Raw genomic sequence first — 14,405 nt, forward strand, 5'->3', positions numbered from 1 at the left:
TGCTTGAGCAAGGTCCGTTCCAGTGCGAAGCCCTTGAAATAACATAGCTACAATGACAGCCATGGCAGGGCTGTCATGACAGGAAAGTCAGGACAGGCGTGCTATCGGGCGGCCGCTCGACGCCGGTTCCTGGCGGCGGAGAGGGTGAGCAGCAGCACCGCGACGGGCACGCCCAGGACCACGGGCCACAGCCAGAGCGGCGCGCTGTCATGGATGACGGCGCGGAACTCGCGGCCCTCGGCGGGGGCGTCCATCAGCTCCGCGAGGTTGAGCTTCCACTCCACGGTGTCCTTCTTCTCGTTCACCGTGCCGTTCGTCTCACCGATGCTCGGCCCGTGGATGCGCAAGGTGAGGCGGTTGTTGCCGAGCGTCGCCCTCAGGAAGCCCTTCGCGAACGCCTGGGCCGCCGCTGGGTCCACGGCTTCATTTCCCGGTGCGCGCGGTCGGTCCAGGAGCTTGTCGATGTTGAAGCGCTGGGTGAAGACGTATTGACCGCCCTGCCGCTCGATGCCGAAGTCCCAGACACCCCTGGGCTGCCAGGGCACATGCTTGTTCTGCTCGGCGGTGCGCCGGTAGAGGTCTGGGAGCCGGGTGACGTCTTTCACCGTCACGTCGTAGACGAGGTGGTCTCGTCCCTCCTTCTCATAGTCCCGGAGCATGACCTGGGCGACTTCCGGGGCCTCACGAAGGGCCTTCTCGATGTCTCCAGCCGCCACGAAGAGCAACTGCCGGGGACTCAGGCTGCCGCGAATCTCCCTCAGGTCCATTCGGGCCTGCGGAATGGAGACATCCACCACCAGCCGTGCCGAGCCTCCGGGTTCAATCCAGAGGTCTTGCTGGACGTCGAAGCACCCCGTCGCCGACAGAAGGAGCAGAGACAGTGCTGTCAGCAGCAGCGGTGAACGGGGTGAGCCAGGAAGCATGGCTCACCAGTATGCTGGGTCTGTTTCACGCGGAGAAGGGCAGCGGCGCCACCTTCGCCGTGGCGGGGCCGCCGGCCAGGGACAGCTCGGTGCCGGGCTCCAGCGAGTCGCGGTGCACGTAGCCCAGGGCCACGCGTTGTCCCGCAACCGGTGACTGCACCACGCTGGTCAGCCAGCCCACCTTCTTCTCACCGCGCCGCAGCTCGGTGCCGGGGGCCACGTCCGCGTCGCCCAACAGCAGGCCCGCCAGCTTGCGGTTCATCTGGCCGCGGAAGGTGGCCCGGGCGATGACCTCCTGCCCGATGTAGCAACCCTTGTTGTAGGAGATGGCGTTCGCCAGGTTGGCTTCCAGCGGAATGGTGGTGTCCACCATGTCCTTGCCGTACCGGGGGACGCCGGCCTCCACGCGCAGCAGCTCCAGCGTGTCGTAGCCCAGGGGCTTCAGGCCGTGGGCGGCGCCGGCCTCGGTCAGGGCCGTCCAGGCGGCCTCCAGCCCTGCGCGCGGCACCCACACGTCCACCCCATGCGCCTCAATGGCGGTGTTCCCGAGCAGCCAGACGTCCTGGCCCGCAAGGGTGGCCGTCCGGGTGGTGTGGTGCGACAGGGGGGCGTGGGGGCTGCTCAGGGCGGCGGACAGGAGGGCCTCCGTCTGGGGTCCGAGCAGCCGGAGCAGGGCCCACTCCTCCGTGGCCGGGTGCAGCTCGGCGTCCTCGGAAATGAGGTATTTGTCCAGGAACTCCCGCACCTTGGCGCCGGTCCCCGGCTCCAAATCCAGCAGGAGGTCTGTCTCCCGCTTGAGGATGCGGGCATCCGCCACCATGGCCCCCTTCACGGTCACCATGGCGGCGTAGGTCGCGGTGCCCACGGGGAGGTTGTTCACCTCCTGGGTGACCATCCCATGTAGGAAGGAGGCCCGGTCCTCCCCAGTGATTCGGAGGGTTTCGCGGTAGGAGGCATCATGGAGGGCCACGGACTGTCTTGCCGCCCGGTACGCTCCTTCCGTGTCCTCGTACCCGGCCACGGTTTCCCGGCCGCCCACGTCGCCGAAGCGGGCGCCCGCCTTCTCGTGAAGAAAATGCAGAGACAGCGGTTCCATGTCCGTCGCTATATAGAGGCGAAGGAGCGAATGCCACGATGGATGTGAAGCACCTGTCGTCCTTTCAGGACTTCTCGCCAGAGAAGCTCCTGAAGCACAACGTCTTCCAGTCCGGCCGTTTCTTCCTGGACGTGTACTGCCTCCAGCCCGGGCAGGCGCAGAAGCCCCACCACCATGCGGCGTCGGACAAGGTGTATGTCGTCCTCGACGGCCGCTGCCGATTCCGCGTGGGGGCTGAAGAGGAAGTCCACGGCCCTGGCGCCGCCATTTTCGCCCCCGCGGGCGCCGAGCACGGCGTCACCAATGACGGCCCCGATGCCGCCCGCCTCCTCGTTTTGATGACCCCGCCCCCGGAGCATGCATGAGCTCGAAGTCTTCCTCCTCGCCCACTCCCGTGGCGACTCGCGGCGCGCTGGTGCTGCTGGTCCTGGGCCTCGCGGAGAGTGGCCTGTCCATCTTCCAGTGGATGCAGCTCCTCACCCTGCGCGGTGGCGGCTCCACCGTGTGCGGCGTCTCCGAGACGGTGAACTGCGAGACGGTGTGGAACTCCGCCTTCGCCAGCCGCGTGCATGACCTGGTGGGCATCCCCGTCGCGGGCCTGGGCCTCGTGTGGGGTCTGGCCGCGGTGGGCCTGTCCGCGCTGTTCCTGACGTGGGCGAGCGCGGGCAAGGATGTGCGTCCCGCCGTCAATGGCCTGCGGCTGGTGGCCGCCGCGGGCATCGTGTCCGTGGTCGTCTTCGGCGTGGCGAGTGCCCAGTCGGGCGCGCTGTGCCCCACGTGTCTCGCGACGTACGCGCTGGTGGCGGTGTTCGCGGGCGTGGCCGTGAAGGGGCTGCCCGGGCCGGTGCTGCCTGGCGCGGGCGAGTGGGGCGCCACGCTGAAGTGGACGGTGGGCATCACGGCGGCTGTCTTCATCGCGGCGCTGATGCCGGGCCGGGCCACGCCGAAGGCGTCGGACGCCTCGGGGGCCTCGCTGTTGCCGCCCCCGCCGCCGGTGGCGAGCACGCCGATGCCGGGTGTGACGCCGCGCGAGCCGCCGCCTCCGCCCGCGTCGCTGGAGGAGTTCCTGCGCTCGCTGCCGCCGCAGCACCAGCAGTTCCTGTCGGATGCGCTGGCCGCGTACCGCGCCGAGACGCCGCAGCCGGCGGGCGCGCCCGCGCGCCGCCGCTACGGGCCCGTGGACGCGCCGGTGAAAATCGTCGAGTGGACGGACAGCAAGTGCCCCCACTGCAAGTCGCTGGTGGAGGAGCTGTCCGCGCTGAAGAAGCGCGTGCCCGAAGGGAAGATATCGCTGGAGGCGCGGCAGTTCCCGCTGGATGGCGCGTGCAACCCGGCGATTCCGCGCCGCGGGCCGGATGCGCCCAGCGTTCGCTGCGTGGCGGCGCGCGCGCAGATTTGCCTGGAGGGGGCGCCGGACTACTGGGAGCTGCGCGAGAAGATGTTCGCCGCGCAGGCCGTGTTGGACACGGAGCGGGCGGTGGAGATCGCCTCGTCGGGTTCGGTGCCGCGCTCGCAGCTCGAGGTGTGCATGAGCAGCCCGGCCACGGCGGCGAAGCTCCAGGAGGACTCCCGCTACGCCATGCGCCACCACATCCAGGGCACGCCGCTGGTGCTGGTGAATGGTCGCGAGGCGATGCCCTCGGCGCCGTTCCTCTATGCGTTGGTGATGGCGGACGGCAACCCGAGCGCGCCCGCGTTCAGCATGCTGCCGCCGCCGCGTCCGCGTCCGGCCGGTGGTCACGACGACCACGCGGGCCACAACCACTGAGGACGTTGGACTCGCGCCATGGGCAAGCGTGACAAGAAGGGTGAGCCGCCAGTGGCACCGGCGGCTCCGTTCAACAATCCGTTCGCCGCGCTGTCGGCGCAGCGCGAAGCCTTGCCCCAGGCGCCCGCTGTGCCCGTGGCGGCTGCTCCGGTGAAGGCCGAGCCCAAGGGCCCCGCGCGCGCCGTGGTGCGCATGGAGCGCAAGGGCCGGGGCGGCAAGGAAGTCACGGTGGTGGAGCACCTGGAGCTGCCCGCGCCCCAGCGCGAGGTGTGGCTCAAGGCGCTGAAGAACTCGCTCGGCTGCGGCGGCGTGGTGGAGGACGACACGCTGGTGCTCCAGGGCGACCAGCGTGAGCGGCTTCCCTCGCTGCTGGAGGCCCGGGGCGTGCGCAAGGTGACGGTGGGCTGACGGGCGCTTGGCGGGTGGTGGGCGCAGGCACATGAGCGTCCCTCGTTGGTCTGCGCATCAGGGACCCGCGTCTCCGCGTCCTGTCAGATTCTTCTGCTAGTCCTGGCCTGGTTTCGTGGCTTCGAGAGCGAAACCGGAGGACTGGGATGCGCGTGCGCGACGTGCTCTGGCTGGTGCTGGTGCTTGCGGTCACAGGCTGTTCGACCACTCGGTGGGTCCGCTTGGAGACGGGGGAAGGGACGTCGTTTGTCCACACGCCTTTCGAGGAAGCGGATACCGGGCCCGTGGAGCTGGACGCGGACGAATTCGAAGGCGCCGTGGCTCGGTTCGCCCAGGATGTCCGGCCCTTCTCCAATCCCTTGCGAGAGGCCCGTCAGCTCTTCGGGGTGCCTGCAAGGGGCGGGATGTATCTGTTCCAGCACGACACCTCTCGCCTCATCCCTCAGCAATCCGAGTCGGACCCAGACGGTCCTCGGCTTCTGGAGTCGTACTCTGATGATGCGCTGACGCGTGCGTATGGCCGTTGGTGTGAGCGCAAGTCCCAGCCCGGTGACTGTTTGCGTTTGCTCGCCGAAGGTCCGTTGCTGGCCAGTGACGGTAAGTACACGCTGGCCATGGCCATCGCCATGGACTCTGTCTGGCTGGAAACGGCCGAGGCGCTTCGGGATTTGGCGGACCCCCAGGCGCTGCTGGCGACAGTGAGCGCCTCCGTCAGCATGTATCTGCTCCTATGGTCGTTGCCTGAACCCGTGAGTAAAGGGCTCGCGGCGCTGGTGACGGCCACGGCGATTGCCTACCTGGGCGTGGACACGGTGTGGCGCATTCTGGACGGGTGGAGGGTGTTGGTTCGTCAGGTGGACCAAGCCAGAACCTTCGAACAGGTTCGCGACGCCGGAGATGCGTACGGCGAAGTCCTTGGAGAGAGCGCGGCGCGAATATTCGTCCTGCTGACCACCGCGGCCATTGGCAATACCGCGGGTCTGGTCGCGAAGGCCCCCAAGTTGCCGGGCTCCGCGCAGGCCGCGCTCGCGGTGGAGTCGCAGGCCGGTTACTCGTACGTCGCGATGGGAGGCGTGCAGTCGGTCGCGATGGCTGCCGAGGGATTCACCATTGCGCTCGCGCCCCATGCAGTCGCCATGGCGGTTCGGGGCAGTCGGAGTGGGCGCCCCGAGAACCACCATCTCGCCACCAACAAGAACAGCGTTTCCTCTGCACGCGGAGGGCCCTGGACGCCACGGTTCAGGCGGATCTTCAAGAAGGCAGGAATGGAGCTGAAGGACCCTGAGAACATCGTGCCAGTCAAAGGTCACAAGGGTCCTCATCCACAGGCGTACCACGACCGGGTCTACGAGCGATTGAACGGGGCAACCGAGAACTGTCGCAAGGTGGAGGAGTGCCGTGAGGCACTGACGAAAGCCCTGCGGCAACTGGCCAAGGAGGTCGTCACGCAAGGGACGGAGCTCAACAGGCTCGTGACCCACGGCAGGTAACGGTTAGAACCGCATCATGCCGAGCCGCTTCTTCAGGATTGCCGAGAACATCCAGGCGGGTAACTGGTACCTGGGGGACCCCGAGGACTCGCGGGGACAGGAAGTCGAAGACCCTTGGCTGTTCAGGGCAGGCCGGCCCGTTCAGGTCGAAGGCCCTTTGATCGTTCCCATCGACGAACCGGGCCGGGCTCTGGACTTCTCCCTGGCAGGCGTGGGGCTTGCTCCCATCGTCCATGTGAACGTAGCCACCCTCTTCGTGGAGCTGGCCCCAGACGATGTGCAGACCCTGCCTGTGGTCATCAAAGGCCAACCGGACCAGTACCTCCTCCTGGTGGCGACGAAGCTCATCCGCTGCATCGACGAGAAGGCGTCCAAGGTGCAGTTCTGGAAGCCGGAAGACGGGCTGCCCGCGAAGGTGGGGCAGTACTACGCGGTGGATGATTTGCGCATCGACACCACCAAAGTGGGCGGAGCCAAGGTGTTCCGCACGGAGGGCTGGACCCAAGCGCTCATCGTTTCGGATGACCTCAAGCAGGCCCTGGAGCGAGCGCGGGCCACCGGTGTGAAGTTCACGGCGGTGTAGCTCTGCCCCGGACACGAAAAAGCCCGGGCCGCCGTGAAGGCGCCCGGGCTTCGTGTGACACAGGGATTCGCCGTGACGACTACAGCGCGGCGATGATGGCGTCGGTGAACTCGCGGGTGGTGGCCTTGCCACCGATGTCGCCCGTGCGGACCTCGCCGGAGCTGTACACCTTCCAGATGGCGTTCTCCATGCTGCGAGCCGCCGCGCCCATGTCCAGGTGGTCCAGCATCATCACCGCGGACATCATCAGCGCGGTGGGGTTCGCGATGCCCTTGCCCGCGATGTCCGGGGCGGTGCCGTGCACGGCCTCGAAGACGGCGGTGCGCTCGCCGATGTTGGCGCCGGGGACGACGCCCAGGCCGCCGACGAGGCCCGCGCACAGGTCGCTGAGCACGTCGCCGTAGAAGTTCTCCGACACCAGCACGTCGAAGCGGGTCGGGTCCTTCACCAACTGCATGCAGAGGTTGTCGATGATGACTTCCTCGTACGTCACGTCCGGGAACTCACGGCCGACCTTGCGGCAGCAGTCCAGGAAGAGGCCGTCCGACAGCTTCATGATGTTCGCCTTGTGCACGCCGGTGACCTTCTTGCGGCCGTGCTTGCGGGCGTACTCGAAGGCGAAGCGGGCGATCCGCGTCGAGGCCTTCTCGGTGATGATCTTCAGCGACTCCACGACGCCCGGGACGATGATGTGCTCCAGGCCGGCGTAGAGGCTCTCCGTGTTCTCGCGCACCACGACGAGGTCCACGCCCTCGTAGCGCGTCTTCACGTTCGGCACGCTCTTCACGGGCCGCAGCGACGAGTACAGGTCCAGCCGCTTGCGCAGGCCCACGTTGGCCGACGGCAGACCGCCGCCCACGACGGTGCCCGTGGGGCCCTTGAGCGCGATGCCGCTGCGCAGCACCGCCTCCACCGTCTCGTCAGGCAGGTTGGTGCCGTACTTGGCAATCACCTCCGTGCCTGCGTCCTTGTACTCGAAATCGAGAGGGACCTTGAGCGCCTCGAGGACGCGCACGGTGGCCGCCATGACTTCGGGGCCGATGCCATCGCCGTTGATGATCGTGACAGTGCGGGTGTTCGCCATGGGTGCGGATTCACAGCACAATTTCCCTGTTGTCGAAAGAACGAAAACACCCGGGATTCAGCCGGAGGCATGGCGGCCATGAGGAAGGCGCACCCTTCGCGGGCCTCCAGGCGCCGTCCAGGCGGGGCGGCGGCCGCCGGGGCGGCTCAGTGCTCGGCGGAGGACGAGGGCCGGGGGCGCCGCGTGGGCCTCCGGCGGGTGTGGATGGCGTAGGGCCGGTAGAAGGACTCCCACAGGGCCGCCCGCCGGCCCCGAGGCCGCGTGCGCAGCTCTCCCAGGGGCGCCCGGATGAAGAACGAGGAGAGGAACAGGTAGGACGCCGTCAGGGTCAGCAGCATCAGGATGGCCGTCACGGCCTCGCCGGGAATCCAGGCCACGCGGGCGCGCAGCAGGAACTCGTTGAAGTCCACCGGCGGCTTCGGATGGCTGTAGACCTTCACGAACCACGTCATCATCAGGACCATCAGGATGGGCCCATAGGCGCGGTTCAGCCGGGTGGAGATGGCGGAGAAGAGCGAGAGCTGGATTTGCGGCCGTTCCAGCTCCAGCGCCAGCTCTCGCAGCGCGTCCGGATCCACGGGCTCGCGGCGGAGCATGGGGGCCCACCAGCCGTCCTCCAGCAGGCGCACCCGGCGGTTCCACAAGTCGTAGTACCGGTAGCGCCGCGCCTCGATGAGGAGGAACGACACCACCATCCAGATGCCCACCAGGAAGGTGACGTGGGAGCTCTGCGAGGACGCGAAGCCGAAGGAGATGACCGCCGCCGTCGTCGTGAGCGCCCAGTTGGTGGTGGTGTCCAGGCGCGTGCGCCACGTATCGGAGCGGCTCAGCTCGCCACGAAAAAGCTGCGCCATCGCCTGCTGGGACAGCCAGGGCGACTCCAGCACGTCGTTCTTGTCGTGTTCACGCCCGGGCATCCTTCTCTGGAAGGTGGGCTGGGCACTGGGCGTTTGCAACGCCTGGAAGTGTCCTGACGGCGAGCAGGCGGGCAGGCGACCGGGTGGCAACAGCGGGCGGGCGTGCCCACCTTGCTGCCTTGAACGTGTCCGCCGTCAATCCCATCCAGGCCTTGTGCAAGCTCCTTCAGGAGGAGCGCGAGCGCCTCGCGCGCCTGTGGGCCAAACGCCTGCGCGCGGAGACCTATGACGTGGAGGTCCCTGGCCGGGACCTGCGCGCGCCGCTGCGTCGGTTGCTGGACGAGTTGGCCCGGTTGCTGAGGGATCGGCCCGACGATGCGGTGCGGCTGTGGCCAGAGGTGGTTCGTCCACATGGGGCCTATCGCTACAGCCAGAACTTCGACCCCGAGGACCTGACGCGCGAGTTCAAGTCCCTGGAAGAGGTGATGCTGCACGTCTACGGCCGCCGCAACGGGGGCTACATCGAGCCCGAGGTCGCGGAGCTCATGGCGGAGCTCGTGTGGGAGGCGGACGCGGCGGCCCAGGCGTCCTACGCGCGCATCCTGAAGACGGAGGAGGTCCGCTTCCGCGAGGCCGCGGTGATGGAGTCGGTGCTCAACCAGGTGGACGTGGGCATCCTGCTGGCCGAGGTCGACGGCACCGTCTCCTTCGCCACACCGCCCGTGAGCCGGCTCATGGGCGTGCCCATGCGCGCGGTGATTGGTGCGCGGGCAGCGAACACCATCAACCCCGTGCTGACGCAGGTGAACGCGCGCCATCTCACGGGCGAGCCGTTCAAGCTCGCGGACATGCCGTTCCTTCGGGCGCTCAAGGAGAAGGGGCCGGTGCGCGGCGTGATGATGGTGGTGGAGCGCCCAGGAGGGGACTCCGCCACGCTGGAGCTGAGCGCCACGCCCGTGTGGGAAGAAGAGGGCGAGCTGGCCGGCGCCATCCAGACCTTCACCGACCGCACGGAGGCGGTGAACAAGACGAAGGCGCTCCAGAGCGCGCACGGGGAGCTGCGCCGGTTGCAGGGGCGGTTGCTCCAGCGCACCCGGCAGCAGGCGCTGGGGCAGCTCGCGAGCGGCGCGGCGCACGCGCTCAACAACTTCCTCAACGTGCTGCGGCTGCGCATCACGCTGCTGCAACGCGAGTTCAAGCCTGAACACCTGGACGCGCTCGACAAGACGGTGCAGCAGATTGGCGAGCTGGTGGCTCGGCTGCAGGAGTTCAACATCCAGCGCACGCAGGAGCAGCCCACGGACGTGCCGGTGGACCAGACGGTGCGCGAGGCCCTGGAGCTGGCGCGCGGCGAGCTCGAGCAGCGCGAGCACCCGGTGTACGTGGACCTGGACCTGGCGGGGCCCGGCAACGTTCACGCGGACGCGGGCTTCTTCCGTGAGCTGGTGGTGAACCTGTTGCTCGTCGCTCGCGACCGGATGGAGGCGGGGGGCCGGTTGCATGTCTCCACCCGAGCGGATGGTCTGTCGTGGCTGACGTTGCGCATCGAGGATGAGGGGACGCCTTACTCCGGGGAGGAGCTGGCGCGCCTGTTCGACCCGTTGCGCAGGGATGCGGGCGCACCGCAGTTGTCCCTGTTCCTGGCGGTGGCGCGGGCGCAGGTGGAGCGCTGGGGCGGTGAGCTGACGGCGGAGGTGCCGGCCTCGGGGGCGGGGGCGGCGTTCGTGGTGCGGTTGCCGCGCGCGCACAACGGCACGGTCGCCGCGTCGCAGCGCGCGGAGTCGCAACGCGCGGAGGTGATGCGGCCCGTGGGCCCCCGGCGGTTCCAGCAGACGCGCAGCGTGCTGGTGGTGGATGACGACCTGGACAATGCCCGGATGATGGCGGAGGTGCTGGGCGAGGAAGGCTACGAGGTCCAGGTAGCGCACAGCCCCGCGGTGGCGTTGGGCATGTGGGACCGGCGCCGCTACGACGCCGCTTTGCTGGACGCGGTGATGCCGGAGATGAGCGGCTGGGAGCTGGCGCGCGAGCTGCGCAAGAAGACGCCCCAGGCACTGCTGGCCATCGTCACTGGCATGGACGTGCGCGGGCAGAATCGCTCCAACCTCGCGCTGGTGGACGCGGTCTTCCGCAAGCCCATCGACGTGGGCGCGCTGGATGACTTCCTGGCGCAGGCCGAGCCGGGTGGGCCGGAGAACGGAGCGACAGGCTCGGGCGCGCCGCCTCCGGCGTGAGCCGCCCCACGGGCGCGGACCGAGCCCCGCGTGAAGGTGCACTGCGCTACCGGCTGGGCGCGCCGCCTCCGGCATGAGCCGTCCTGCGGGTGCGGACCGAGCCCCGCGTGAAGGTGCACTGCTCTACTGGCTGGGCGCGCCGCCTTCGGCGTTGGCCGTCCTGCGGGCGCGGACCGAGCCCCGCGTGAAGGTGCACTGCTCTACTGGCTGGGCGCGCCGCCTTCGGCGTTGGCCGTCCCGCGGGTGCGGATCGCGCCCCTCGTCGAGAGGTGCGCTGTGCTCTACCGGCTGGGAGCGCCGCCTCCGGTGTGCATCACCCTGGAGGTGTCGACTGCGCCGCTCGCGAAGGAGTAGCGGCCTGCACGAACTGGCTCGGCGCCTTTAGCGTGCATCACCCTGGTGGGGGCGACTCCGCTGCTCGCGGAGGAGCAGGGGCCTGCACGAACTGGCGCGTCGCCTCCTACGTGAGACGCCCTGCCAATCCGGTTCGCTCCCGGAGGGCGCCATGGGGGCGAAGTCGGTGGCCTGCAAAAGTGGGGGCTCTTCACGAGGAGCCGATGCGGCTTCGGGCGTTGTCCGAACGGGTCGCCGTGAGTCCGAGTCGTGCTTGCATCCTCCTCCCGGCGTGCTTGGCTGTCCGTCGGTGCGGCGCTTCCCGCCGCGTTCGTTTCATGGAGGCCGTGCTTGCGCGTCGATGACCTGTGCCTGGTGCTGGTGACCTCACTGTTGCAGGGCGACCGTGCCCGGTGGCCGGAGCGGCTCGAGGCGCTGGAGAAGGAACTGGGCGAAGGCTGGTCGCTGCGACGGCTCGCGGTGCCTCGGGTGTATTCGCTGGGGGTTCAACGCCGGGACGGGCGTGAGCTATCGCTGGCCGATTGGCTCGAACAGCTCGCCCCGAATGAGCCCGTTTCCGCCCGGGTGGTGGACTTCGGCTCCGCCGCTCCTGATGCACTCCCCGCGCACATCGCCGCCGCGTTCGCCAACACAGGGGGCACGGTGATGGAGGTGACCTCGGGAGGGGCGTCCTCGCACTTCCTGCTGCGAACGCACCCCAGCCGTCCGTATCTGCTCACGCCGCAGCGGCTCGTGGAGTTCGCGCGCGCGCAGCCCCATGCGGACCGCATCTTCGAGGCCTGGGCGGCGTCTGTCTCCGAGAACAACGAGATGAATGGCCGGCCCGCGGTGCCGGTCTCGGAGGTGGCGGACTACCTGGCCTCGCCCGCGGGCTTCGTTCACTACGACCTGCGCGGCAATGAGTTGCTGGAGGAACTCCAGGTCGCGCTCCGGAAGCAGGGCTCGGCGGTGAGTGTCCCCGACGCGTTCAAGGCGGCGTTCTACACGAGCGATCCGGACGAGATGATGCGCGGCTTCATGTCGCCGGAGCAGCAGGCCGAGTACGTCCCGAGAGAGGAGCAGCTCCGCGTCACGGAGGCGACCACGCCCCAGCAGTTCGCGGACCTGGTGGATGCCCAGCCCTTCGCCCAGGACGCTTGGAGTCGCATCGTCCAGGACCTGAACCAGTTCCTGCCGGAGGGCACGCCGCCCGACACGGTGGAGTCTCTCCCTGCCCGGCTCAGGGCGATGCCGTCGGACGGGCTCCAGTCGATGTTCACCGGAAACATGATGGAAGCGCTTCAACGCGCCGGCCGTGCTCAGGGCGCGACGCTGACCCTTCCCGAGCCCCTTCGCGGGTGCGTGGACCTCATGTTTCCGGTCGACGCGGACGCCATCCCCGAGAAGGACCTGCTGCGCCTCCAGTCGAACCCCGACGTGTACCAGATGTTCCTGTTCCACGAGCTGGGGGACGGCCTTTCTCCTGTCTCCAACGGACCGGCTTGGGACGACGCGCGGCGCGCTTTCATCGAGGTGCTCCGGGACGCGGGCCGCTTCGCCTCCGAGCAGGGGTCGAACTTCGCGCCCGCCTTCAAGCTCGCGCTCTTCGCGCTGGAAGGGCAGTCGCCGAGCTATGGCAGCCTCGCACGAGAGCCCATGCAGGCCCATCTGGACGCCGCGAAGGCCGCGGGCTTCGACGACGAGCCGTTGGAGGTCTTCGGGCGCAAGCTGGGGTCCCTGTCGTTGTTCATCCCGCTGGGGCTGTCCGAGGAGAAGCTGCGGGCGCTGCTCGCCTACCTGCTGTGCGACATCTTCGGCGGCATGGGCTCGTGGAATGACCAGTACTTCGAGACGCCCGAGGCACAGCAGCAATATGAGGCCCTGTCGCCGCGGCTGTTCGCGGCCTTGAGTCGGTTCTTCGTGGCCACGCTCAACGCACGCTGAGCACGGGCCAAATCGGCGCGGCAGCCAGGCCCTGGCTGCCCGCCCATCCCTTGTGGTGCTGGGCGTGGGTGTCCACCTCTGCGGAAGGAGGAGGCACCACCATGTCACGCAAGATGATGGACTGCCGGAAGGCGCCCAGCGACACCCACTGCACGCTCACGATTTCGGGCGAGGAGGACGAGGTCTTCCAGGCGGCCATCGCGCACGCGGTCTCCGTGCACGGCCACGAGGACTCCGCCGAGTTGCGCGAGATGATTCGCGGGATGCTCGACGACGAGGAGCCCACGGCCAGCATGGGCATGCCCATGTCGATGCAGGAGCCGCAGCAGCCGAGCAGACACTGACGCCTGGAAGCCTCTTCGTCTGAGCTGGCTGCCAGTGGTTGGGCTGGCCTCAAGAGGGAATTAGAGTCCCTCGGGTGAGTGCCCCACTGAGCCTGGAGCGCGTCCGCCGGAAGGTGGAAGCGGGTGAGACGTTGAGCGACGCGGAGCTGTCCCTGCTCCGCGCCGAGGCGCAGCGTGATGCGGGCCCCGTCTTGCGGCTGGCCCTGGCGCATGCCCTGGTCAACGCGGGCGCCGAGCGCGACGCGCTGCCCCTGCTGGAGTCCCTGCGCCGAGACTTCCCGCGCGACTTGCCCGTCCGGCTCGGGCTGGCGCGGGCCTTGTTGGGCCTGGAGCGGCATGGCGACGCGGAGCGACTGCTGACGGAGGTCCTGGCGCAATCGCCCGACGACCCCGAGGTGCTCAAGGTCCTGGCCGTGCTGGGCCTGCGGCGCGGTGAGACGGACAAGGCGCGCGCCTATGTCGCGGATGCGCTGGCCCGGGACCCCTTCGACGCCGAGGCGCGACTGCTGAAGGAGGAGTTGGAGGCCGTGGACCTGCCGCCTCCGCCCGTCCCCCAGGAGCAGGTGCTGCGTCCGGAGTTCACCGCCGCGCTCACGGCCGCGTTGGGCCGCGCGCGGGTGGTGTTTCGGAGGCAGGGCAAGGACCTGCTCGTGAAGCTCGCCACGGGGGGCGTGGGGCGCGTGGATGTCGGCTCGTTGTATGCGGCGTACCTGGAGGCTCCAGGCTCACAGGGGCTGACGGCCCACGCGGAGGCCCTGGCGGCACAGCTCGGCGGCTTGTCCTCGGGCCTGGGGGAAGAGGGCGCGTCGTTGGAAGCCCGTCTGCGTCCGGTGCTGCGCCCGGCGGGTTTCGAAGCACGGGCCGTGGGCGCACTGCACCGGCCGGGCCCCGCGGGCCTGGAGATTTTCTACGTCCTGGAAGACGCCGAGTTCGTCCGCTACCTGCCGGAGTCCGCGTTGGCGCCAGCGGGACTCACGCCCGATTCAGCGGACGCGGCGGCCTGGCGCAACCTGTCCTCACACGTGGCCAAGGTAGGGTGCGTGCTCATCGACCAGGGGCAAATCCGGCCGTCGAAAGCCCTCACGGGTCTGTGGGCGGTGGCGGAGGGGGACGGTCATGATGCCGCGCGTCTGCTCTTGGCGCCGCAGCGGCAGGCGTTGGCGGAACTCGTGGGAGAAGGTCCCTACCTCGTGTCCCTGGCCCGACGAGAATGGGTGCTGGTGTGCCTCGAATCGGACGCCAAGGCCCGCGCGTCGCTGGCGCGGCTCGTGCCCTCTCCGGATGGAATCCCGGGCACCTTCCGCCTGACGGAGGAAGGCCTGTCCCCGGTGTGAGCCGCGC

13 protein-coding genes are annotated in these 14,405 nt (G+C 68.9%); 9 read left to right on the forward strand and 4 right to left on the reverse strand.

Annotation, left to right across the window (positions count from 1 at the left end; genetic code table 11):
• Positions 1-101: 101 nt before the first annotated feature.
• Together A176_RS02710 and ygfZ are read right to left on the reverse strand one after the other, a co-directional pair.
• The gene (locus A176_RS02710; protein ID WP_002636911.1) at positions 102-923 is read right to left on the reverse strand and encodes a hypothetical protein; all 822 of its coding nucleotides are present in this window, start codon (positions 921-923) and stop codon (positions 102-104) included.
• Between the two features lie 25 nt (positions 924-948).
• Positions 949-2,019: a CAF17-like 4Fe-4S cluster assembly/insertion protein YgfZ gene (ygfZ, locus tag A176_RS02715; RefSeq protein WP_002636910.1), complete on the reverse strand. Its 1,071-nt coding sequence runs from the start codon at positions 2,017-2,019 to the stop codon at positions 949-951.
• 38 nt (positions 2,020-2,057) lie between these two features.
• Between ygfZ and A176_RS02720 the strand changes: the two genes are divergently transcribed.
• From A176_RS02720 to A176_RS02740, 5 genes are all read left to right on the forward strand, one after another.
• Positions 2,058-2,384, forward strand: a complete 327-nt coding sequence (locus tag A176_RS02720; RefSeq protein ID WP_002636909.1) for a cupin domain-containing protein — start codon at positions 2,058-2,060, stop codon at positions 2,382-2,384.
• Positions 2,381-3,787 carry a vitamin K epoxide reductase/DsbA family protein gene (locus A176_RS02725; protein WP_002636908.1) on the forward strand — a complete coding sequence of 469 codons (1,407 nt, stop codon included), beginning with the start codon at positions 2,381-2,383 and terminating at the stop codon, positions 3,785-3,787. Before A176_RS02720 ends, A176_RS02725 begins: the two co-directional genes overlap by 4 nt.
• Positions 3,788-3,805: 18 nt before the next feature.
• Positions 3,806-4,195 (forward strand): translation initiation factor, encoded by a 390-nt coding sequence (locus A176_RS02730; protein WP_002636907.1) that lies wholly within the window; start codon positions 3,806-3,808, stop codon positions 4,193-4,195.
• 146 nt (positions 4,196-4,341) lie between these two features.
• Complete coding sequence (locus tag A176_RS02735; RefSeq protein WP_002636906.1) at positions 4,342-5,685, forward strand: AHH domain-containing protein; 1,344 nt, start codon at positions 4,342-4,344, stop codon at positions 5,683-5,685.
• A gap of 16 nt (positions 5,686-5,701) precedes the next feature.
• A complete protein-coding gene (locus A176_RS02740; protein ID WP_021781151.1) occupies positions 5,702-6,268 on the forward strand; it encodes an imm11 family protein in 567 nt (188 codons plus the stop codon).
• Positions 6,269-6,347: 79 nt separating this feature from the next.
• Here the strand turns inward: A176_RS02740 and A176_RS02745 are convergent, their stop codons facing one another.
• Positions 6,348-7,352 (reverse strand): isocitrate/isopropylmalate dehydrogenase family protein, encoded by a 1,005-nt coding sequence (locus A176_RS02745; RefSeq protein ID WP_002636904.1) that lies wholly within the window; start codon positions 7,350-7,352, stop codon positions 6,348-6,350.
• A gap of 146 nt (positions 7,353-7,498) precedes the next feature.
• Positions 7,499-8,269, reverse strand: coding sequence for a DUF2270 domain-containing protein (locus A176_RS02750; RefSeq protein WP_002636903.1), 771 nt, complete (start codon positions 8,267-8,269; stop codon positions 7,499-7,501).
• Positions 8,270-8,394: 125 nt separating this feature from the next.
• Between A176_RS02750 and A176_RS02755 the strand changes: the two genes are divergently transcribed.
• The 4 genes from A176_RS02755 (at position 8,395) to A176_RS02770 (ending at position 14,398) form a co-directional block, all read left to right on the forward strand.
• Complete coding sequence (locus A176_RS02755; RefSeq protein ID WP_193409830.1) at positions 8,395-10,443, forward strand: response regulator; 2,049 nt, start codon at positions 8,395-8,397, stop codon at positions 10,441-10,443.
• A 684-nt stretch (positions 10,444-11,127) separates the two neighbouring features.
• Positions 11,128-12,720: a hypothetical protein gene (locus A176_RS02760; protein WP_002636901.1), complete on the forward strand. Its 1,593-nt coding sequence runs from the start codon at positions 11,128-11,130 to the stop codon at positions 12,718-12,720.
• A gap of 101 nt (positions 12,721-12,821) precedes the next feature.
• Positions 12,822-13,064: a DUF1059 domain-containing protein gene (locus A176_RS02765; protein WP_002636900.1), complete on the forward strand. Its 243-nt coding sequence runs from the start codon at positions 12,822-12,824 to the stop codon at positions 13,062-13,064.
• A 74-nt stretch (positions 13,065-13,138) separates the two neighbouring features.
• Entirely contained in the window at positions 13,139-14,398 is a 1,260-nt protein-coding gene (locus A176_RS02770) for a tetratricopeptide repeat protein (protein ID WP_002636899.1), read from the forward strand.
• Positions 14,399-14,405 lie beyond the last annotated feature (7 nt).

The organism is Myxococcus hansupus (genome assembly GCF_000280925.3).
Classification (GTDB): domain Bacteria; phylum Myxococcota; class Myxococcia; order Myxococcales; family Myxococcaceae; genus Myxococcus; species Myxococcus hansupus.

Bases quoted from the DNA above. Each gene is read 5' to 3' on its own strand.
- A176_RS02720 (WP_002636909.1), top strand. From the start codon at position 2,058: ATGGATGTGAAGCACCTGTCGTCCTTTCAGGACTTCTCGCCAGAGAAG.
- A176_RS02745 (WP_002636904.1), bottom strand. From the start codon at position 7,352: ATGGCGAACACCCGCACTGTCACGATCATCAACGGCGATGGCATCGGC.
- A176_RS02750 (WP_002636903.1), bottom strand. From the start codon at position 8,269: ATGCCCGGGCGTGAACACGACAAGAACGACGTGCTGGAGTCGCCCTGG.
- ygfZ (WP_002636910.1), bottom strand. From the start codon at position 2,019: ATGGAACCGCTGTCTCTGCATTTTCTTCACGAGAAGGCGGGCGCCCGC.
- A176_RS02710 (WP_002636911.1), bottom strand. From the start codon at position 923: ATGCTTCCTGGCTCACCCCGTTCACCGCTGCTGCTGACAGCACTGTCT.
- A176_RS02730 (WP_002636907.1), top strand. From the start codon at position 3,806: ATGGGCAAGCGTGACAAGAAGGGTGAGCCGCCAGTGGCACCGGCGGCT.
- A176_RS02765 (WP_002636900.1), top strand. From the start codon at position 12,822: ATGTCACGCAAGATGATGGACTGCCGGAAGGCGCCCAGCGACACCCAC.
- A176_RS02725 (WP_002636908.1), top strand. From the start codon at position 2,381: ATGAGCTCGAAGTCTTCCTCCTCGCCCACTCCCGTGGCGACTCGCGGC.
- A176_RS02735 (WP_002636906.1), top strand. From the start codon at position 4,342: ATGCGCGTGCGCGACGTGCTCTGGCTGGTGCTGGTGCTTGCGGTCACA.
- A176_RS02740 (WP_021781151.1), top strand. From the start codon at position 5,702: ATGCCGAGCCGCTTCTTCAGGATTGCCGAGAACATCCAGGCGGGTAAC.